Raw genomic sequence first — 18,875 nt, 5'->3', positions numbered from 1 at the left:
AGCGTTCAGGTGCGCTGATTTTCAGCGTTCTTGAAATTCGAAAATCGAAAGTCAAGAAATTCGGTTTTCGAATTTCAGGGGGTACAGTGCAGACGGCTTCCCCAACCCCTGCCGTTTCCGGCGCAGCAGGCCAGCTTGCTCCAGTTCGGATAGCAGCTTCTCCGCCTTGCTGTGGGCGCAGCCCAAGTCCTCCATAATACGGTTGATGCCATAGTAAACAAAGGCGCGCCCTTGCTTATCGAACCACCCGCTTTTGCGGGAAAGTCCCATTTTGTCCAACAATAATCCGTAAAGTAATTTTGCTTCACAATTCATGTTTTTGAATGGTTCCTCCGTAAACAGCACCTTTGGAACACGGTAAAATGTAAATAGCTCTGATTCATGCTCATAGAAATAATCCATATTGTTCCTCCTTGCCCATTGGGGCATAAAAATAGCGGAGGCAGGCATTTGACCTGTCTCCGCTTGCGTTGATTTTTTGCTTTTGTTTCCTTCTTGGGGCGTTATTTGGACTCTCGCAGGATCTCAAGCGCGGCGCTTTTGATGTTGTTCATCGCACCTACCCACGCCATTTGATCCCGCGCCTTCAAGTCCTCGTTGATGCCCTGTGCTTCCGCCATCTGGCGTATGATGGTTTCCAGCAGCTTGTCCTCCGTGGTGTCCGGCTCCGGCGGCAAAAGGCAGGGATAATACTGCTCGCCCCGCAGCTCGTAGTAAAGACCGTTCTCAAAAATGATCGGCGGCAATGGCGGTAAATTCTGCTCCATAATCCTCGCTCCTTTCTGCCGTCATTGTACGGAAAAGTGCCGTATAGCGCCAGTGTGCGAAAATCATCGCTCTCCCCTGTCCTTCGCGCGGTAACGGGCCTCCAGCAGCTTGATGATCTCCCGCTCCATCTGCTGCGCAGAGTAATTGCGCGGGAAATACTTCCGCAGCGACTCGGTTTTGATGCGGATTTGCTCTTTCTGATTGGGCTTTTCCTCGGTAAGAATGGCGTACAGCACCTCCGGCGTCAGCTTTGCCTCGCGGGAGAGCTGCTTCATGCGGAGTGACTGTGACAGCGACGGTGTGGCGTCCTCCTGCCCGATCAAGTCCCACAGCTCCGCCTGCTCGTCGCGGGTGAGATAGGACAGCTCCACGGCGGGAGAAAGGGCGATACGGCCATCGTCTACCATCTGAAGCAGCGGCGGAACAAGGTTGGTCAGGCGGATATAGCGCTGAATAGTTCGCCCACTGTCATCGTTTGAGACGGCATCCCTTGACTTGTGGCCAACTTGTCCACAAGTCATTCCTTGATGCTTCATTGCCTCCAACTTCATCTTGTAAGCAAACGACTTTTCGCTGGGCAGCAGGTTTTCCCGTTGGAGGTTGCTGTCCACCATCAGGATCACCGCTTCATCGTCGGTCATTTCCCGCACCAGCACCGGCACGGTGGGCAGGCCCAATTTCTGCGCCGCCAATCGCCGCCGATGCCCGCTGACCAGCTCGTAGCCCTCCCCTTTTGGCCGCGCCAGTAAGGGTGACAGAATACCATAGGTGCGGACGCTCTCCACCAGCTCGTCCATGGCAGCGTCCTCCCGCACCTGATAGGGGTGCTTTGCAAAGGGCGACAGCTTGTCCGGTGGAAGCTGCGAGATAAATTCCTTCACCATACCGCCCCTCCCTCCGAAAGCGCGGCGGACACATTCACATGGTAGTGAAGGTCGGAGCCGCGATAGTGGTAGTCCGCGTCAAAGGAATGGAGCCAACCGGCATTTTGCACATTCGCGTTTTCCCTCTCTTTTTCGGCCTGTAACCCTTGCGGCGCAAGGCTTTTTCGTACTTGTGGCCCTTGGGCTTCCACGGCCGGCACAGAGGAACTGGGGCATTTGGAGATGATCGGCACGCTGGTTCACCAGCTGACTCGAAACCTGACCGAGGAGCAGATCAAGACCGCCGGTTTCGACGCCTATTTTGTGGATCACACTACCGGCGTGTTCCCACAGTTCGCCTCCGGCTATCCGTGGTCTGCTTCCACCATGCAGGTCACAGGCGATACCATCGCGGATCTCACCGAGGATCTTGCCGCAGAGCAGAAGGCCCGTGTCACCTACGACAACATCCTACGCCTTTCCGACGATCCCGATGTCAACGATGCCATCAAGTTCCTCCGGGAACGGGAGGTTGTCCACTTCCAGAGATTTGGCGAAACAAAGCGTACAAGATGAAACAGAATGAAAAGAACTGCTGACATAAAAGGCATCCAAGACAAATTCTCTTGGATGTCTTTTGTTTGTTAGGGTTTAATTATGATGACGCGCAGCCGCTAATATAATCAATTGAAAATGCACTTGGGCTTGTTATCAGAAAAACTCTTTTTCATGGCTTTTGAAGAAACTGTAATACGTTTTGACATTTTCCAGCTGAGTCCATGGCTTTACATCGATTGGATCTGAGTCGAGATCATATATTTTTGCACCTTGCATGGAAAGCAGAAACGGTGAATGTGTTGAGATGATGAATTGGCAGTGATAGAATCGCGCAGAATCCTCAAGAAAACTTTTCAGTTTCAATTGCAGTGAGGCTGATAAACTGTTTTCCGGTTCATCTAGCAGGTAGAGGGCGTTCTCTTTAATTGAGTTGGTAAAGTAATATAAACCACTTTCCCCGTTAGATTGCTCTTGGACATTTTCCATTAAACGTTCTTTGATAAATCTGGATCGCGATTTTGATTTGGCGTCACATTTACGCTTGAATTCCTTGTAGTCATCAAGCCCTTTTAACTGGAACGGCTCATATTTGTCGCTTACATATTGATCAAATAGTTTGACTCTCTCTGTGTCGATTCCTTGATTGACGTATCTGATGTCAAGCAAATAGTCAAATACGTCATCGCTGGTTATGATGCGGCTACCCGGAGGAGCAATTTTCCCGAATGTCATCTTGTAGCTGCATTCTCGAACATAATCTTCAAAAAAGCTGCTCCGATTAAAAACGGTCTCTCTCGAAAGATGCAATCGTTCTGCAATGATGTTCAACAGTGTTGTTTTACCGCTTCCGTTACCGCCATAGAATATGGTTAGAGGCTCAAATTCGAGCTGCGGCACATCGCGGTAACGGAAGATGTTGAACGGATATCGCGTGGTATAGCAGGTTTCTCTGATCGAATCAAGAATTCTTTCTTCCTGTTCGCGGCTTAGTATTGTGAAATTTTTCAAATAGACCATTTTAATGGATCTCCTTGGTAACATAGGAGTTTGTCATTAAGAAGTATAGCCCACACCCCTGTACGTTTGTCTGTACAGGGGCGCTTTTTCCACAATTTTAGAGGGAGGCATATAACCGTACTTCCGCCTCCCAAAAAAGTTTTCTCGCTCCATCGATGCCGTAATGGTTGGTCCCACGAACCTTGAACATGGGGCAGCATAACAAATAACCATCAAAATAACCGATGCTCTCACCGAACTGTAAACCCGAACGGAGATCGTAACTCTGTTATAAAATAGTCAGACATTCGTATGGAAATGACGGAAAAAGATCATTCGCCAAGATCGAAGGTTTCGCGCCCGTTGATCGCGTCGAGCGCAAGCTGCGCGCGGGAAAGCTCGTCGACAGTTTTGTCGTAATCGGCCTCCACTGCGGCAATATCGTAGTTTGCATAGCGGTAGTCGATGATGTTTGACTGCCGGCCGTACTGCTCCTCAATGCGCTCCTTGGGAAGGCGGCTTTTCATCTCAAGAAGCTTATTTTTGCGCCTTGTGAGTTGCGGGATATAGACCAGCATCTCGTCGATGGTCATTTCAAAGCCGTCGACAAAATGCGTCATATTGAAGCAGTTGATCGCGTGCTTGAGGGCGCGGATTTTCCCTTCGAGTTCTGCGAGGCGCGCCTGTGTTTCCGCGTAATCGTAGGCGGGGCGTACGGACTCCACGTCCTCGCCCATCGTAGCGCGGAAGTCGCGGCTGCGCTGCTCTTTATCCAGCAGGGCGGAATATTCGTCATTCAGCTTTTTCAGCAGCTTATTGGCCTGGGCAGAAGTATATTTCATTTTGTCCATCCTTTCTTGGCGCCGTACTACGGCACTATCCGTATGCTCTCTGTTCTGCTGATAGAATAGCACGGCACCCTGTGCAAATGTCTGTACAGGGACGCTGTGCATGGTTCTATTTCAGTTTCATATCGCTTGCCATGCGTTTATAGATGTGTTCACCGCTCGGCGTGGTCTCGCTCCATTCAAATATACCGATAAACCGGTAAGCGTTCTCACCGCGTTCGTCCTTGCTCTTTGCGAAGGTATAGCGTGGCTGATCCGGGTGCTTTACTGGGGTAGCGCCGCTGTCATTATGTTCGATGATCACATTCCAGTCAGCGGACAGCTCATTGATCCAGCCGCGAGACTGCGCCACCTTTGAGCCGTCAGGCAGTTCAATCGCCAACTTAGGACACCAAAGCATCCGATCATCGGCCACATGGAAAAAGCTACGCTGGATGCGATAGTTCGCATCCTTGCCGAAGCATTTTTGGCAAATGTCGGCAATCGTTTTAAAGGAATAGGCATCCTCTGTCCGCAGAATACCGCGCTCTTTGATACTGCGCCATTCCTCTTCTTGCTCAAGCCATGGAGAGAGCTGTTCTCCTTTTTCTGCGACCTTTTGCCGGATCTCGCAGACGATCTCGCGGATTCGGGCGTGAAGCGCATCTGCGTCCAGCGTTGCATCCACACGGCGGATCGTCAATCCGTCTTCACTGCAGGCGGACAGCGCTGTTTGCAGGTCGATTTCGCGTGCGGCGTCCTTGAGCGTATTGTCCTTGTGATACGCTTCATCGCACTCTACACCGTAGTTGATCTGCGGGAAATAGAGGTCGATCAACGCATACCCATTGGGGCGGCGGACATATTGCTGCGTTACAGGTTTGACGTTCAGATCGTCCAGCCTCGCCCAGATTGCATTGACAACATAGTTTTCCATTTCCTTATCCTTGGTATGGTGCGAGAACATTCGATAGAGGTACCGCTGCTTCCATGCGCGTTCGTTTTCTGCCATCATAAAAGCCTCCCAACTTTAAAGTTTAGACGATCGGTGTCGCAAGAATTTTTATGTCTCGAGACAAATCTGCATCAAGACCGTCTACCATTTTGTCAGTATCATAACCGCCCAGCACGCAGGCTTTTAGCAGCACGATATCGCTTAGGTTGTGCCTATTTGGGATACTTGTTCTTTCCGAGGCTTTCGATGATTTTCTGCCGTAGCCACGCGGGTTCTACGACCTCTACATACGGTAGGTATTGCAGCGCCCAGAATTTGACGCCGCGCGGCGGTGCGGTAAAACTGGCGGTAAAGGTATTTTCGTCGTGTTCACGGATCTGTACCTCTGTGCCAAAGCGGTCGATCACATCGTCTAAGATGGCTCGGTCACAGTACATGATGATGCGCTCCGGCGCGCCGACATAGGCATAGACAGCATTTTGTGCCTCCTGACGGGCGACGGCCTCGCTGCGAGGATCATCCAAAATCTGAATGTCCTTCATGCGGTCAATGCGGTAAAGACGCGTATTTGGCGCGTGGTCGGGAACACAAATGAGGTAATACCGCTCATTCATGTAAACCATTTCGTAGGGGCTGAGCGTATAAGTCTTTGTCTCATGCTGTTTTTTATCCAGCCCGTAGTGGAGATAGCCGAGCCGGACTTTTTTCTTCTGCGCGATCGCCTCGTCCAACTGCTCAATATTCCAAAAAACCTGCCGGTTACCGGTCTTATGTCCCTGCCGGGCGACGGTCAGATGGCGATACTTTTTCCGCTGGTGGACACTGAGCTGCTTTTGCAGTTTTTGGACAAGCTGCTCGGTCTGCCTTGCCGGGATGAACGGGAAAGAATATACCGCATCGGTCAGCAGCAGGACTTCCGACTGCTCCAATTCCCGTTCCCGTAAGTAATAGCCCACGCCGTTATCCTCGTAAAGGGAGATGTCGTAACCGAGCTCGATCAAAAGAGCAACAGCCCCGTATACAGTGCGGCGGTCGATTTTGATACCGTAGAGGGACTGCATCTTTGCAACGATCTCCCGCATGGGCAGAATATGTTCGACATCGGAATACTCCTTTAGAACCTCCAAAAGGCAGATGGCATTGGCTTTTTCCGTCAGCATAATGCAGTCCCTCCGTGTCGTTTTACTTCAGTACCGGCCACTTAGCCCAATTAGAGCAGGAAGAACTGCAAAACTTTGTACTGCCCCGATTGGAACCGTTTGGAATTTGGCACTTGGCGCTATTGCTGGTCGGCTCCGAAGAATTTCCGGAATTCACCAGATTGCGGCTTCCGGTCCAATAGGCGCAAGTGGCGCAGACCTTGTTTGTTTTGGAATAATGCATAAAGACATCTCCTCTCATAGTATAGCATCGGTTTCGATGCTTGCATAGATGTTACCATAAGGGGGTGTACAAAAGTCTGTATTGCTGTTCTGTCTATACAGAGATGTTATCTATATCCGAGGTGGCTTCATTCAGCACGCCATAGACCTCCGCCAAGGCGCGGACATACTGTGGGAAATTGCGCCGCAGATCACTGTCTTCCCCTAGCGGAGGGATCGGTCTCCGCATCATACGATGAACAGTCCTCCATACCTGAAGCCTGCTGCCGGGATAGGATTCTCTCAGCTTCTCGACCGCGCGGTTCTTCGCCTTCTCCACGGCGGACTCCTTCATCATGTGATACATCCCAATCTCTTTCAAAGTTGCCTCCGGGTATCCGAACACACCGCAGGTCTTGCCGAGAATGTCCCTGTCCTTCTTCGGCAGGGTATCGAACAGCTCCCGGAGGAGCTCGATGCAGACCTTGCGGTACACGGCCTGCTCCGCCGAAACGGAGAGCATCCCCGGCATCAGCCGCTCGTAGGGATCGCCGTCATAGCCCTCCGGGACAAGATCATGCACACCGAGGAAATGGGTGTTGTAGCGAACATATCGACTGACACGAGCCTCAGGGATACCCAGCTCCTCCGCGATTTCACCGGTATCCTTCCATGCAACATGATACAGCCTCTGCACCTGCCGGACAGCGGCCATCTCGTTCTTGCTCAACGCCATGCAGCCAATATTCTGCTCCAGCCAGCGGGTCATGCGCCCCTTCAAATGTGGGTAAAGATAGGTGGTGAGCACGGCGCGGCTTTCGTCATATTCCCGGCTCTGTATCCGCGTTAGAAGCTCCAACGCGCCCTCGCCGCAGAGGTCATCCAGAATCGTTTTCGTATACGCGGAAAATTGATTTGGATGATGCTGATCTGTCATCAGGCAGTTGAACTCCGCTGCTGCTTCCTTGGCGATTCCGCGGATCAGCCCGATATTTTTATGGTACAGTTTTTCCAGCGCAGCTTCATCACCGTCATAATATTGGCGAATCAGTTGCTCGTTGGTCATGCTTGCTCACCCGCCTTTTTCTTCGGCGGACGGCCCCTCGGATTGGCCGTTCTGGTGATCCCGCAGCACTGGTAGACATTCTCAGACGAAACGCTCTCTTCAAAGGCTTCTACGGAAATACTTGCGTCGCGCAAGGCGTCATAGAGCAGATCCCGCACATAGTCCTTGGCTTTTCTTGCGTCCTTCTGTGAGATCGCGTTCCGAGACAGATCCTTCGTGATGCGGGCAAAGGCGGTCACCTTGACTTTGACCTTGGGAATGTCCTTTGCCAGTTCCTTCTGCACCTCCACGGAACCAAACTGCCGGCAGGTGTAGTCGGGCGCGTGGGGACACGCTCCTTCGCAGTATAACGCGTGGACGCCGCTTTTGAGCAGGAAATACCGTCCGCAGATGATGCAGCGGCGGATGTTGTGTCCGCTGTTCAGCGCCAGCATAAAATCCGCTTTCATCAGCGCCTGCAAGCTGTCGGTCACATGCTCCTGACAGATAGCGACAGAGCCGTCCGGCAGTGGCCGCGGCACATAGGAAAGCTCGTAGGCATCGTGGGTCGTATAGCAGTCGCCATTGTTGCGGATGGGATTGACGATGAGCTTTTCCGCGATACGATCATCATTGTAGAAACCGTAGAGCGCCTTCGCATACTCCTCCGGACTGTTGTGTTCCAGCTTGGATAAGCGTTCTTGACAAGGGTACAATGCAAAGTGAAAAGTTTTAGATCTTCCATTCAATAGCAAGTTCGGTGCGAGTGGCCTCAACTTTTGAAACCAGCGTGTCAAGAACGCGCCGCCTGTCATCGAAGCTCACATCTTCCCAATGGCTTAAATATCCCGTTATGCTATCGACCTGTGAGGAAGAAACAGAGTTAGCGGTGAGGTCGGCCACCAGCTTTAACTGCTTTTGCCGTTCCGCGTCCAGTTCTTCAATCCGGCTGTTTGCGTATTGCAACAAAAGCGGGTTTGCCCCGGTCAGCGTGTCAATGAGCTTTTCAATCTCGCCCTCGATTTTGGCAAGTTTAGCGCGGGCGGCGGTCAGTTTGGGATTGTACCCCTCCGCCTTACTGCCTTTCAGCGTTTGAAATTCCCGCATCTTCTTAACCATTTCCTCATAGACCGATTTTTCCAAGTCGTGCTTTGTGAGAGTGCCGGGCCCTTGACAGCTTTTGTTTTCCATGCGTTGCTTGCACCGCATATAAGTGACACCGTTTGGAGCGTTCAGACTGGCCAGCGCATACCCACAGCATCCACACTTGATTTTCCCGGCCAGCCATGTATTGTGGCATTTGCGGCCATTCTGGAACGTGGTATTTTGGGACAGCTTGTGCTGGACGGCCAGCCAGAGGGACGAGGGGATGCGGCCCTTGTGGGGCGCAATCACCAGAATGTTTTCCTCCCCCTCGCGGCCCTGGTACAAGTAACAGCTAAATTCACCTGTGAACAGTTCCGGCGGGCTTTCGATTTTCGCGCCCTGGGCCTTGAAATATTCGTAAATATCCATATCGGCCTGGACGTAAACCGGATTTCTCAAAAGCTGGCCCACAAAGCCGCGCTTCAATGTCTTTCCATACACCATGATTTCATTCTCGGTAAAATACCGGGTAATGTCGCCGTAGGAGTTCTCCGGCTCGGCATACATTTCATACATAAGCTCGGCGTAGTCCATCTCAGCGTTTTCAACCAGCCGCTTTGTTTTGATACCGTCCATGACGATGGGCTCCGTATCAAAACCGTATGGAGCCCGGCCCCTCATATAGTAGCCCTTGGCACACCGGGAATAAAAAGCGTCCTGCACACGCATCTGGATGCTTTCCCGTTCCAGTTGGGCGAACACGATGCAGATATTGAGCATCGCCCGGCCCATCGGGGTTGACGTATCAAATTTTTCGGTGCAGGAGACAAATTCCACGTTGTACTGCTTGAACAGTTCCATGAGCTTTGCGAAGTCCACAATGGAGCGGCTAATCCGATCCAGTTTGTAAACAATCACCCGCCGGATCAGTCCGGCCCGGATGTCTTTCAGAAGCCGCTGGAAGTCGGGGCGTTCTATGTTCTTCCCGGAATATCCCTTGTCTTTGTATTCTTTCGCTTCACCGCCTTTTAGTTCATACCGGCAAAATTCAAATTGACTTTCAATGCTGATACTATCCTTTTTGTCAATCGACTGCCGCCCGTAAATTGCATCTATTCTATTATCCATAATTAGCTCCCTTCCGTTTATACGGGAGCCAACCTACAATTATATTATACCTCTGCCGCCCCCATTCAACAAGGATGCCTTTGACTACCCCCGCTGTCCGGCATATTTGCGGAACACGTCAAAAAGCTGTTGTTCCACCTCGCGCCTGCGCTTTTCCCGTTCCTGCGGGGGCAGAATGGGAGTAAGATTTTTAATAGTAATTGTCCGATCACCAAGTACAGCCGTTTTCATTTCGCTTTTGTATTTGGTCTGTGCGTGCATAGAATACCTCCCATTTCAGAAATGACAAAGGCCAGCACCGCGAAAGTGCTGGCCCTTGTTTTGACCGGGACTTCGGGACAAAATGTCTCGAAGCCAGCCGGAGCCCTGCTCATAAAGCAGGCCCCGCTTTCATAAGATAGAGGGAGGCCGCGCCCGTTTCCTTGACCTGTCCAAAGACAACCATACTCGGCGCAGCACTCCCACACAGCAGGAGACAGCGGCCCGGAGGGACAGGCGGCCAGCCTGTCCTGTGGCGGATCGTGGCCGTGGGATGGCCCGGCCCACCTGCGGCGCAGGTGTTGGTCGCTCGTTCTCTTGTGGAGAAGTCACCGCGCACCCGCCGCCTGGCTCCCCGCGCTATGCTCGGAGCCGCCGCCGTCCTGCTGTGGAGAGGTAGGCAACCTACCTCTCATATACCACCAGAAAAACAGGGGGTAATGGAGATGCTTTTTAGAAATTTTCCCGCAAATATTTTTTCATGCGTTTGATCCCGCAGAGGACGGAGCACCTAACGGCGCTTTTATCCACGCCCTCCTCGCGGGCGATCTCCCGATAGCTTTTACCGAGAATGAGGTGGGCATCCACCCGGCGGCCCTGGAGCTCCGGCAGGGAGTTGAGCGCGTTCCAGAGCCGGAAAAACATTTCCTTGCGATCCAGGAGCTCCTGGGGGCTGGGCTCATGCTGGCAGGCGGAATATTCGATCCCGTCATCACAGTCCAGGGAATAATATGCCTTGTTGTACCGGGCCCGCTCCACATAGGCGGCCTCCTGGCGTCTGCTGGCGGTGAGAGCCTCGGCCACCTCGTCAGCAACCTCGATAAATTGATCCTGTATGTACCAATAATAAAAATCTTTCAGATTGATGGTTGTCATAGCTTGTCCTCCATTTCGTTTTGTTCGGGTTGAGGGGAAACGAAATGGAGGGCCGGCGGGGAGCGGCACCTGGGAGGGCCGTCCCGCACCTTGGGACACTTTGTCTCAAAGTACGGATAACAAAATGCGCCTGCACGACATAAAGCCGCGCAAGCGCATAAATTGAGATATTCACCTACATTATAACAATTTTCGCAACTACGGTTAAAATATCCTTGTCCGGGGCCCTGGCTTTTTTTGATAAGTTAGAGGGGCGGGTAAGGATTGTGCGGGACACGACGTACCTCCTTTGTTACCGCCGTGTGATATAAAAAGGCGGCGGCCTTGAAATGGTTAATTTCAAAACCGCCGCTTAACTTTAGTTTAGGCGTGCATCAACACAGCCGCCAAGCCAACGGTTTTTTTATATGCCGTTTCCGTTGGCGGCTGATGAATAGCAACAAATTTTCAAAAAGATTTATAATGTGAAACCAATTTTTCTCTGTGCAGGCCAAGGGCAATCACGCCATTGTCCGTTATCCTGCTCTGCTTTTCCAGTCAATAGGTCTGTGGCGGCGTCTGCAAGATAACCCAGGTAACTTCCTGCGGAGCTGTCACCGCATAGCAATTTCCACATCAGACCGCCAAAAAGATAAGATTGCGCAAATTCGCGCCAGCTATGCAGTTCCTCAACAACCTTTTGGGAGAGATCCCACAGAATACCAACAGCCTCGCTTTCTGTGATCCAGCCTAAATAGCATCCCCAGCGTGTCAGCATCGCCGCCCGGCCAATATCCCATCCAGCCATAAAACCGGGAGCATATTGACCTTTATACCGTTGTGCAAACCTCCATGCCCGGCAGGTAGACTCACGGTCATCCTCGTCCATAGTTTCGTCCATGAGTTCCTCCGGCGAAGATGCCTCACTATAAAGCTGATACCGCAGGATATAACCCTCCTGCGCCAGATAACGGATCATGTCCAGCAGATCACTCCGGCCATCTATCCCCCAGGAGCGGCGCACAAGGGACACGATTTTCTGCTCCATAACAGGAATATGTTCCTCCACATCCATACTATCCAGATCGTGACTGTTAAGGGTCGATAAAATACCGGACAGCAGGATGCCAAAGCGTTCCCATTTTACATCGTCTTTTTGATATGGGATCGCTTCTGGCTCAGGCATGGCCTCAAGCCGGGCCATTGTTTCTTCCAAGGTAGTATAGAGCTTTTCTTCCAGTTCCAGATCGAATGAGAGTTCTTCCTCATCGTCCGCATCTTCCATTTCCAGCGTTTCCAGAGCAGCCGCAAGTATGCCCATATCTTCTCCGAAAAGCTGTCCCATCAAGTCCCCAGCAGTAGCTGAAGTTGCCTCAGCAACTTTATCATTTACCATCTTTTGCAGCAATTCCTCATTAACAGCCATTTGAGCCATACTATCTGGCCCAAACATCTGTCCAAGAATTTCTACTTGACGTTGAGTATTAGCGGCAATCTGTTCTTCCACTTCGGCGGCAGACACAGATGCGCCTTTTTCAGAGCTGGGAACCTCAATTTTGCTAATTCGTTCCTCGTTCTTTTCCATGGTTTCTCTCATAGAAGCGAGTGCCTGTTTCCTAATCTCGTCTATATCGAACATTTTCAATCCTCCTTGTCCGGGGGGAGCGGATGCCATGCCGGAGGTTTTTTGTGACGTGTAAATAGCTTTTTAATCTGCCGCAGAATTGCTTCTACGAAATGAAACCATAGATTTCCAACTATAAACACGATCACAAGAAACAGCAGGAACGCTCCGATTTCTCCAATAGGCATCTTTTACCTCACTTTGTTGCAAAGCGATTCATAAAGAAGTCGGTAAAAGCGGCCAATTCATCATCCTGTGATACATAAACATACAGCTTTTCATCTTCCAGCCAGTCATAGGCATTGATGCCAATGTATCCTTTTTTGTCTGGATAAATGATAAAAGCATCGGTAGGGTATTTGTTCCGATAGGCTTTCAAAATTTCAGAACGGCGATAGTAGGTCGGATCGCCACAGCCGGAAAGATCGGGTACTGTGGGAACAACCACAATCGTCTGGCTGGCTTCGTTCCAGCCGACAATTAAATTTCCGATCTTTGTTTTGCTCCCATGAACAAAGCCATAGTTAAACCGGCTCACATCCTCGGTATATCCGAAAATCAGTCTGTAATTGTCCCCGTTCTCTACAACCTGATTAAATAGAGCACGCATTTTCTTTGCATTTGCGTTGCTCTTTTCCATGTCAATTTCAGGGCCCTTAAATAACTTGCTAAAAAATCCCATGACTTTTCCTCCTAAATGTTTGAATGTGTTTATATGAAACTGGATGGGGCAATACCCACAGCATCATAAATGAAATAATTTTGATAGTAGCTATATCACTTCGGGACACTTTGTCCCAAAGTAGCGGTAAAGCAAATTTATTGCTTTGCCAGAATATGCTCCATCTCTGCCAAACTCAGGCCGCGAACTAATATGTGATCTCCTCTCGTTTCCACAATGTAGGGTTGTAATTGTTTCAAAGCCTTGTGGTACTCCAAAAAGCCAAGGTTTTCCTCTTTTGTTAGACTAACGAAAGTCAGCGCCCATAGAGAAATAGTCTCTCCCTCAATCTCATATAGCGTTTCTGGTGCTACTGGCAGGATGGTATCCACAGTTTCCGAAAAGGTGAAGCTAACCATAAGCCCGCCATTATCCAATTCAAACACATGGGGATTTGCTTCATAGGCTTGCGACCACATATCATCCGGTTCTGTATCATCGGAATGATCCGCCCCCATTTCAAACAACAAGTGCTGATGAACAACGGCATTTCCCTTTTCGACATATTGAATGGACTCAGTTCCCCCAAAAGCCAAAGCCGGAGCAAAGAAGAAAATCTCGTTTTCTGAAAGGCCGCCATGTTTAGCAAATGCTTCTTGAAATAGACCCACTCTCAGAAACTGCGCCGCAAAATTTTCGGCAGGAATAATACGCTCAAAAAAATCGGAAAAGCTGGTAGAGAAACTGCCCGATCTGCGGTTGTGAATATCAAGCAGGCACATATCATCGGCTGTATCAGACAGCTTGCGGTAAATAAAAAGCGTTCCAAATCCAGTCATTAGAATGGGAAGGCACCCCTCCTGTTCGCCCAGCCAAAGAGTGAGCGTATCAATATAATCGGTTGGATCAATAATTTTTAGCAAACCTCCGCCATAATTTCCGAAACCATATTCCTGCCAAAAGTTCAGAAGCTCCGCTGGCACTTTCCCTTGAAATTGCTCCAGCGTTTCCGCAGTAGGTTTTCTCAAATCATTACCCGGTGGATATTTGCTTACGAACAGATCAAATACTTTCATCGCGTGTTCTCCTTTGCGTTTTATTTTAGGTTTTATCTCTCAAAAATAAGAGCAAAAAACCAAATTTGTTTTTATCCTGGCTAAAAAGAAATCCGTCTGAATATATGGCCGAAACATGATATTCGGACGGATTATCTCATTTCAATCACTCAAGCGGTAGGTGTTGCTTTTAATTTCTCCAGGGCATCCACAATAGCGTTTATTTGAAAGTCAACTGTTTCATCGGCAACTTCGGGAACAAACAGAGGTAACGTATCAGGAATTGCCTTGCGTACAACCATCGCTGTCAGACTCAAATTCGTAAATAAATTGATCCTTGCCGCGTCCGCCTTTATACCAAAGTTTTCTAAAATTTCTCCAAAAAGACGGAGCTGCTTTTGACGGAATATTTGATAGCTTTCCTTTGACAAACGTTTGAAAATGAGTTGCTGTTCTTCAATCGTTAAAACAGCGATGCCATTTTTCTCTCCGTAACAACAGGCATAGAGAAATTGTTTCACGGCATCACGCCAGCTTAAAGCAGGATCGGCCATCAGTCTTTGCACTTGCTCAATAATTTTAGGCTGTTGCAAGTACAGCGTTTCAACGATCAAATCTTCTTTCGTTGCAAAGAAAGAGTAAAAGAAAGTTCGTGAAATACCAACCTTTTTATATATTTGCTCCACAGTAGTATGCTGTATGCCCTGTTTTGCCATCAGTTCAAGACCAACTGCAACGAGTTCCGTTCTGATGCGCTCTCTATCCTCCTCAGAATAAGCTACCTTTGGCATCCCGTCACCTCTTCCCTGCAAAATAAAAACAAATTCTAAAAATCAACTTTATTTTAGCACATCCAATAGAACAATACAAGAGTGAAATGACATAAGTCCGATGTTTTAACGCGGGTACTTCCGAGGCCCGCACGTTTTGGCAAGCAATTCGAGTGTGTCCACACTCCGAAATTTTTGCCGGGCCGCAGGCCCGCAAAAATGCTTGTTGGGGAGCTCCCCAAACCCGCAGGACTTCGGGACAAAGTGTCCCAAAGTCCCGGCGCTATGCGCCTGTTGTCTGCGGCCTGTCGCTACCGCTCCTGGGCCTTATTTTCCCGCCCGTCCGTCACGCCGAGCAGGTGGTCAATATTCGCCTTGACCGCCACGGCCTCCCGCATATCCGCCTGGGCCTGGCGGTACTCGGCATAGAGGGCCTTTTTCTTTTCCGCCAGCTCCCGGCGGGATTTTTTCAGCGTGTCTATTTTGGGGAGCTTTGCCCCGTCCAGGATTTCATTCATGGCCGCCTTTGCCGCCCGATAAGCGGCCAGCTCCGCCTCATGCTGGGCCAGGTATTTTTTACTGTACCGGGCCGCCTTGTAACCATCGAACACAGGCCGGGTCTTGGCATAGTCCACCGTGGCCTCCATAAGCCGGGCCGTTTTGGAGAGGGCGGCCTCCGTGTCCCGCAGCTCCCCGGCCAACTTGTGAAAGCGATCCACCGCCGTCTCGGTGCTGGCCTCCAGCGCGGCATAGTCGGCCAGTTCTTGCTCCCGCAGATACTGGAGCGCGGCGGCCATCTGCTTTAGATTGTAGACCTTGGCCCACCGCGCATAGGCCGGGCCCTTGCCCTGGGCCATGCGCTGTTGAATGTCAATCACAAGATCAACGCGCCGGGGCGGGGCCGGAGCGTCCTGGGGGAGTTCCGGGATGGGCCGCTCCCCGGCAATCACCGCCCGGATGTCCTCCGGGTCAAAGCCCGCGCCCAGGGTAGAAGCCCGGAGCCGGGTCGGTTTATCCTGGCCGGGAGCCAGGAACGAGATCACGCCGCCCCGCCCATGCTTGACGGCAAAGCCGGACTCCTCCATGAGCCGCAGGAACGCCGCAAAGTCGGCGGGCTTTTTCTCCAGGGCCGCGATGACAGCCAGCCGCACCCTCTGCTGGGCAGAGGGCGGCTTTTCCCCGATCCATTGACCGTAATGGAGAAAACGGCCCTTGCTGTGCAGTTTGGGATTTTGGATATAGGACAACTCGTGCTCAATGCACACCCGGTCAGACAGCCGCCGCAGGGCAAAGGACGAGCCGATGAAATTATGGAATTTCCGGGAGCGGTCAAAGGCCGTGGAGTTGTAATAAATGTGATTGTGAATGTGGCCCTTGTCGGTATGTGTGCAGACAAAAAACTGGTATTTGCCTTTCGTCCAGCGCATCGCCGTTTCATAGCCGATTTTATTTGCCTCCTCCGCCGTCACCTCGCCGGGCGGGAACGCCTGCCGGATCTGGAAGAACAGGGCCCCGCGCTCCACGGGCCGGGCCGTTTCCGCCTGGTACTGGCTTTTTACCAGCAGGAACTCGGCGGGAGCTGTGGACGGGTCGCAGAGATAAGCGGACACGGCCCCCAGCTTTTTGGGATTGAGCCCATAATCAAACCGCTCCTCCATCGTCTGGATTGCGCTTTTTCCAGCCGCTACCTTGTAAGGCCGGATGTAGGTTGTGGCCGTGAATACCCCTCCTCTCTGTATGCGGCTTTCGCCACCTCGGGACAAAGTGTCCCAAAGTCGTGAAAACCGGGGAGCGGTAAAACACCGCTCCCCGGAGGGTCAAAGCTCCACCACGGCGGAGAGCCTTTCCAGTAAATCAGACAGCGGCCCCCATAAGGCCGCATAGTCCCTTTGCAGAGCGGCGATCTCCTCCGGGTAGATGCCGCCGTAGGTGTTGGCCTGGATCGCCACCTGGTTTAGATTGTTTGAGCACCGCCGCTGGAGCGACACCAGCTCCCGGACGGGCGAGAGGTCAACGTGGAGCACATAGCCGTTAAGGGCCATTTTCCGCATATAGGCCCCCATGTTGCGGATGCCAGCCTCGGCCATGCGCTCCCGGATCAGCGCCTGCTCCTCCTCAGACACCATGACATGAAGATGGACAGGGCGGCGGCGTTTCTTTGTCACCGCTCCTCCCGTTCCCGACTCCGATAGGGGCGGGGCGGCTCCTTGACCTTATCCACGGGCTTTTCCTCCACAGGGGGCAGGGGCGCGCCGAACACGCCGCAAAGACGTTTGACCTCCAGATGTGCAAATTCCTGGTCTTTCTGTTTTTCCATAGACACCTCCTCAAGCATAACAGCCTGGGACTTCGGGACACTTTGTCCCAAAGTCCCGTTTTTCCATGTTGACAACATTTCGGCCATTCCAGGGCCGGGCATATAAAACTACGGCCCGCCCCAAAAGCGGCCCCAAAAAGCCTTGAAATCAGCGGGTTTTCCGGGGGCTAATTGTCAACAGATCACCCCCGTTTCCGGCGCATATATTCCCGCTGTTGGCGGCGGTGGGCTTTTAAGGCGCAAGCCTCTGAACAATATGCCTGCCGCCTGTCCGGGGCCACGGCCCCGCCGCAGATGGGGCAGGGCTTGAAATCCGGCCTGGGGCCCACAGTAGTAAGGGCGGCCTCCAGAGCTGGATCAAGGGGCAGGACGGCCTCCCGGAAGTAGCGGCAATAGGCACCTGTCCAGCACTTTCCCAGCATATAGCACTCACAGTCCAGGGGCAGGCATCCACAGGCCCGGTCATAGTTGGCGCACCATTTCACCACCAGGGAGCGGATGGCCGCCTTTTCCTCCCGTGTCAGTTCGCGGGCCAAAGCGTCACCTCCCGCCGCCCGGCCTGGGAGAAAGTTTCTGATAACAGCAGACACAGCGCAGGCCCCGCCAGTAGGGACAGCCGGAGCAGGCGGAGCCTCTGGGCGGTTTGGCCGGGCCGGGAGCCTGGGGCCGGGGCTTTTGTTTCATCATCCGTTCAAAAGAGCTTGCTGTGAAATTCATTCCCCGTCCTCCGTATCCTCGTTTTCGTCCTCGTCCTCATCCCAGGGCGGGCCGTCCTCCTCGCCGTCATAGTCCTCCAGTTCCTCGCCGTAGTCCTCCTCCGGCTCTGTTGCCGCCTGCTGTTTGGGGCGGTACACCTTGAAATAGAACGCGGCCCCGCCGCCCAGCACCGCCACGGCCAGCACCAGCAGGAGCATCCCGGCGTTGCCTTTTTCTGTTTCCGGCTCGGCGTCGGGCTCGGCCACAGGCTCCGGTTCTGGTTCCGGCTTTTGCTCCACACCTGCGCACTCGGTCATGTTGACGGCGCACACCGCGCAGTCGGTATTGACGGCCCCCGCCGCGCATTTGTCCGAGCAGGAGCAGGAGGCCAGCTCTACGCCAGCGGCCTCGGCAGCGGCCAGCAGGTCGGCCTCGTCCACCGTATTCAGAAAATAGGTCTGGTACTGTTCGCCGTCCTCGTCCACGGGCTTGTCGTAGTCAATGACAATGTAAAAGGTGGCCCCGCCGCTGGTCTGGACGGTAATAAACTGCTTGTTGGTATGCTTGTCATAGAGCAGATCACGGGTCACAAGATTGCCGTCCTCAGAAAAGCCCTCGCCGGGCTCAATCACCGGCTCCTCCGTGACAGCGGGCTCCACGGGGTCAAGCCCCTCCCAGTCCTCGCCGCCCCCGGCGTAGGCCGTTGCGGGGGTAAAGCCGCATAAAAGAACAGCGGCGCAAAGCGCCGCCGTCAAGACTCGAAAGCGTTTCATATTCAGTTGTCCTCCTTTCCCTCGGTAACAGGCGCGGGCTCGGACTTCGGGACACTTTGTCCCAAAGTGCCATCGTCCCGGAGCTTCTGGAGCACCAGGGGGAGCTCCGCAAGGGGGATGCTCATGCCCCGCACGATGTCCACGATCTCGCTGTTTTCGGCCTCCAGTTTCTTCTGCTCCAATTCTTTCAGCCGGGCCTGCTGTTCGCTGATTTTGGCCTTGACCTTATCAATCTCGGCCTGGATTTTCATACTTTTTGCTGTTGCCATTCAAAACCTC

At 52.2% G+C, this 18,875-nt stretch carries 22 protein-coding genes and 1 pseudogene; 1 reads left to right on the top strand and 22 read right to left on the bottom strand.

What is annotated here, in order from left to right; all coding sequences use genetic code 11:
- Positions 1 to 51: 51 nt before the first annotated feature.
- The 3 genes from H8Z83_RS02365 to H8Z83_RS02355 all read right to left on the bottom strand — a co-directional run bounded on the left by H8Z83_RS02365 (position 52) and on the right by H8Z83_RS02355 (position 1,652).
- The gene (locus H8Z83_RS02365) at positions 52 to 402 is read right to left on the bottom strand and encodes a replication initiator protein A (RefSeq protein WP_243184696.1); all 351 of its coding nucleotides are present in this window, start codon (positions 400 to 402) and stop codon (positions 52 to 54) included.
- Between the two features lie 101 nt (positions 403 to 503).
- Entirely contained in the window at positions 504 to 767 is a 264-nt protein-coding gene (locus H8Z83_RS02360) for a TnpV protein (RefSeq protein ID WP_187013577.1), read from the bottom strand.
- Between the two features lie 63 nt (positions 768 to 830).
- The gene (locus tag H8Z83_RS02355) at positions 831 to 1,652 is read right to left on the bottom strand and encodes a ParB/RepB/Spo0J family partition protein (RefSeq protein WP_187013576.1); all 822 of its coding nucleotides are present in this window, start codon (positions 1,650 to 1,652) and stop codon (positions 831 to 833) included.
- Positions 1,653 to 1,847: 195 nt separating this feature from the next.
- Between H8Z83_RS02355 and H8Z83_RS02350 the strand changes: the two are divergent.
- Positions 1,848 to 2,207 (top strand): annotated as a pseudogene (locus H8Z83_RS02350) (manganese catalase family protein); the annotation flags it as partial.
- 135 nt (positions 2,208 to 2,342) lie between these two features.
- On the opposite strand, the gene H8Z83_RS02345 reads toward H8Z83_RS02350, so the two are convergent.
- The 19 genes from H8Z83_RS02345 to H8Z83_RS02255 form a co-directional block, all read right to left on the bottom strand.
- The gene (locus H8Z83_RS02345) at positions 2,343 to 3,206 is read right to left on the bottom strand and encodes an AAA family ATPase (protein ID WP_187013575.1); all 864 of its coding nucleotides are present in this window, start codon (positions 3,204 to 3,206) and stop codon (positions 2,343 to 2,345) included.
- 311 nt (positions 3,207 to 3,517) lie between these two features.
- The gene (locus H8Z83_RS02340) at positions 3,518 to 4,027 is read right to left on the bottom strand and encodes a hypothetical protein (RefSeq protein WP_187013574.1); all 510 of its coding nucleotides are present in this window, start codon (positions 4,025 to 4,027) and stop codon (positions 3,518 to 3,520) included.
- A gap of 115 nt (positions 4,028 to 4,142) precedes the next feature.
- Complete coding sequence (locus tag H8Z83_RS02335; RefSeq protein ID WP_187013573.1) at positions 4,143 to 5,027, bottom strand: AbaSI family restriction endonuclease; 885 nt, start codon at positions 5,025 to 5,027, stop codon at positions 4,143 to 4,145.
- 152 nt (positions 5,028 to 5,179) lie between these two features.
- On the bottom strand, positions 5,180 to 6,127 hold the full coding sequence (locus H8Z83_RS02330; RefSeq protein WP_187013572.1) for a helix-turn-helix transcriptional regulator: 948 nt from the start codon (positions 6,125 to 6,127) through the stop codon (positions 5,180 to 5,182).
- Positions 6,128 to 6,443: 316 nt separating this feature from the next.
- Entirely contained in the window at positions 6,444 to 7,394 is a 951-nt protein-coding gene (locus tag H8Z83_RS02325) for a sigma-70 family RNA polymerase sigma factor (protein WP_187013571.1), read from the bottom strand.
- Positions 7,391 to 8,122, bottom strand: a complete 732-nt coding sequence (locus tag H8Z83_RS02320; protein ID WP_187013570.1) for a DUF6076 domain-containing protein — start codon at positions 8,120 to 8,122, stop codon at positions 7,391 to 7,393. Before H8Z83_RS02320 ends, H8Z83_RS02325 begins: the two co-directional genes overlap by 4 nt.
- Positions 8,106 to 9,587, bottom strand: a complete 1,482-nt coding sequence (locus H8Z83_RS02315; protein WP_117536610.1) for a recombinase family protein — start codon at positions 9,585 to 9,587, stop codon at positions 8,106 to 8,108. Before H8Z83_RS02315 ends, H8Z83_RS02320 begins: the two co-directional genes overlap by 17 nt.
- A gap of 711 nt (positions 9,588 to 10,298) precedes the next feature.
- A complete protein-coding gene (locus H8Z83_RS02310) occupies positions 10,299 to 10,721 on the bottom strand; it encodes a sigma factor-like helix-turn-helix DNA-binding protein (protein ID WP_117536688.1) in 423 nt (140 codons plus the stop codon).
- A gap of 457 nt (positions 10,722 to 11,178) precedes the next feature.
- A complete protein-coding gene (locus H8Z83_RS02305) occupies positions 11,179 to 12,339 on the bottom strand; it encodes a DUF1266 domain-containing protein (RefSeq protein ID WP_158552719.1) in 1,161 nt (386 codons plus the stop codon).
- Positions 12,340 to 12,520: 181 nt separating this feature from the next.
- Positions 12,521 to 13,006, bottom strand: a complete 486-nt coding sequence (locus tag H8Z83_RS02300; protein WP_117536690.1) for a hypothetical protein — start codon at positions 13,004 to 13,006, stop codon at positions 12,521 to 12,523.
- 137 nt (positions 13,007 to 13,143) lie between these two features.
- On the bottom strand, positions 13,144 to 14,061 hold the full coding sequence (locus H8Z83_RS02295) for a DUF4299 family protein (protein ID WP_117536691.1): 918 nt from the start codon (positions 14,059 to 14,061) through the stop codon (positions 13,144 to 13,146).
- A 149-nt stretch (positions 14,062 to 14,210) separates the two neighbouring features.
- Positions 14,211 to 14,831 (bottom strand): TetR/AcrR family transcriptional regulator, encoded by a 621-nt coding sequence (locus tag H8Z83_RS02290; protein ID WP_118478835.1) that lies wholly within the window; start codon positions 14,829 to 14,831, stop codon positions 14,211 to 14,213.
- Positions 14,832 to 15,121: 290 nt separating this feature from the next.
- Entirely contained in the window at positions 15,122 to 16,468 is a 1,347-nt protein-coding gene (locus H8Z83_RS02285; RefSeq protein ID WP_117579872.1) for a relaxase/mobilization nuclease domain-containing protein, read from the bottom strand.
- A gap of 159 nt (positions 16,469 to 16,627) precedes the next feature.
- Complete coding sequence (locus tag H8Z83_RS02280) at positions 16,628 to 16,975, bottom strand: plasmid mobilization protein (RefSeq protein ID WP_022180499.1); 348 nt, start codon at positions 16,973 to 16,975, stop codon at positions 16,628 to 16,630.
- Positions 16,972 to 17,127 (bottom strand): hypothetical protein, encoded by a 156-nt coding sequence (locus tag H8Z83_RS02275; RefSeq protein ID WP_022180498.1) that lies wholly within the window; start codon positions 17,125 to 17,127, stop codon positions 16,972 to 16,974. Before H8Z83_RS02275 ends, H8Z83_RS02280 begins: the two co-directional genes overlap by 4 nt.
- A 182-nt stretch (positions 17,128 to 17,309) precedes the next feature.
- Positions 17,310 to 17,663 carry a cysteine-rich VLP domain-containing protein gene (locus H8Z83_RS02270; RefSeq protein ID WP_117570331.1) on the bottom strand — a complete coding sequence of 118 codons (354 nt, stop codon included), beginning with the start codon at positions 17,661 to 17,663 and terminating at the stop codon, positions 17,310 to 17,312.
- 4 nt (positions 17,664 to 17,667) lie between these two features.
- Positions 17,668 to 17,844 (bottom strand): hypothetical protein, encoded by a 177-nt coding sequence (locus H8Z83_RS02265; protein WP_187013569.1) that lies wholly within the window; start codon positions 17,842 to 17,844, stop codon positions 17,668 to 17,670.
- Positions 17,841 to 18,596 carry a DUF4366 domain-containing protein gene (locus H8Z83_RS02260; protein WP_117570332.1) on the bottom strand — a complete coding sequence of 252 codons (756 nt, stop codon included), beginning with the start codon at positions 18,594 to 18,596 and terminating at the stop codon, positions 17,841 to 17,843. Before H8Z83_RS02260 ends, H8Z83_RS02265 begins: the two co-directional genes overlap by 4 nt.
- A 2-nt stretch (positions 18,597 to 18,598) precedes the next feature.
- Complete coding sequence (locus tag H8Z83_RS02255; protein ID WP_117536714.1) at positions 18,599 to 18,865, bottom strand: DUF4315 family protein; 267 nt, start codon at positions 18,863 to 18,865, stop codon at positions 18,599 to 18,601.
- Positions 18,866 to 18,875: the final 10 nt, after the last annotated feature.

The sequence above is a fragment of the Dysosmobacter segnis genome (assembly GCF_014297285.1).
Lineage (GTDB): Bacteria > Bacillota > Clostridia > Oscillospirales > Oscillospiraceae > Oscillibacter > Oscillibacter segnis.
This window is presented reverse-complemented; position numbering and strand designations above follow the sequence as displayed.

Coding starts and splice junctions, on each gene's coding strand:
- H8Z83_RS02365 (WP_243184696.1), bottom strand. CDS start 402: ATGGATTATTTCTATGAGCATGAATCAGAGCTATTTACATTTTACCGT.
- H8Z83_RS02360 (WP_187013577.1), bottom strand. CDS start 767: ATGGAGCAGAATTTACCGCCATTGCCGCCGATCATTTTTGAGAACGGT.
- H8Z83_RS02355 (WP_187013576.1), bottom strand. CDS start 1,652: ATGGTGAAGGAATTTATCTCGCAGCTTCCACCGGACAAGCTGTCGCCC.
- H8Z83_RS02345 (WP_187013575.1), bottom strand. CDS start 3,206: ATGGTCTATTTGAAAAATTTCACAATACTAAGCCGCGAACAGGAAGAA.
- H8Z83_RS02340 (WP_187013574.1), bottom strand. CDS start 4,027: ATGAAATATACTTCTGCCCAGGCCAATAAGCTGCTGAAAAAGCTGAAT.
- H8Z83_RS02335 (WP_187013573.1), bottom strand. CDS start 5,027: ATGATGGCAGAAAACGAACGCGCATGGAAGCAGCGGTACCTCTATCGA.
- H8Z83_RS02330 (WP_187013572.1), bottom strand. CDS start 6,127: ATGCTGACGGAAAAAGCCAATGCCATCTGCCTTTTGGAGGTTCTAAAG.
- H8Z83_RS02325 (WP_187013571.1), bottom strand. CDS start 7,394: ATGACCAACGAGCAACTGATTCGCCAATATTATGACGGTGATGAAGCT.
- H8Z83_RS02315 (WP_117536610.1), bottom strand. CDS start 9,587: ATGGATAATAGAATAGATGCAATTTACGGGCGGCAGTCGATTGACAAA.
- H8Z83_RS02310 (WP_117536688.1), bottom strand. CDS start 10,721: ATGACAACCATCAATCTGAAAGATTTTTATTATTGGTACATACAGGAT.
- H8Z83_RS02305 (WP_158552719.1), bottom strand. CDS start 12,339: ATGTTCGATATAGACGAGATTAGGAAACAGGCACTCGCTTCTATGAGA.
- H8Z83_RS02300 (WP_117536690.1), bottom strand. CDS start 13,006: ATGGGATTTTTTAGCAAGTTATTTAAGGGCCCTGAAATTGACATGGAA.
- H8Z83_RS02295 (WP_117536691.1), bottom strand. CDS start 14,061: ATGAAAGTATTTGATCTGTTCGTAAGCAAATATCCACCGGGTAATGAT.
- H8Z83_RS02290 (WP_118478835.1), bottom strand. CDS start 14,831: ATGCCAAAGGTAGCTTATTCTGAGGAGGATAGAGAGCGCATCAGAACG.
- H8Z83_RS02285 (WP_117579872.1), bottom strand. CDS start 16,468: ATGGAGGAGCGGTTTGATTATGGGCTCAATCCCAAAAAGCTGGGGGCC.
- H8Z83_RS02275 (WP_022180498.1), bottom strand. CDS start 17,127: ATGGAAAAACAGAAAGACCAGGAATTTGCACATCTGGAGGTCAAACGT.
- H8Z83_RS02265 (WP_187013569.1), bottom strand. CDS start 17,844: ATGAATTTCACAGCAAGCTCTTTTGAACGGATGATGAAACAAAAGCCC.
- H8Z83_RS02260 (WP_117570332.1), bottom strand. CDS start 18,596: ATGAAACGCTTTCGAGTCTTGACGGCGGCGCTTTGCGCCGCTGTTCTT.
- H8Z83_RS02255 (WP_117536714.1), bottom strand. CDS start 18,865: ATGGCAACAGCAAAAAGTATGAAAATCCAGGCCGAGATTGATAAGGTC.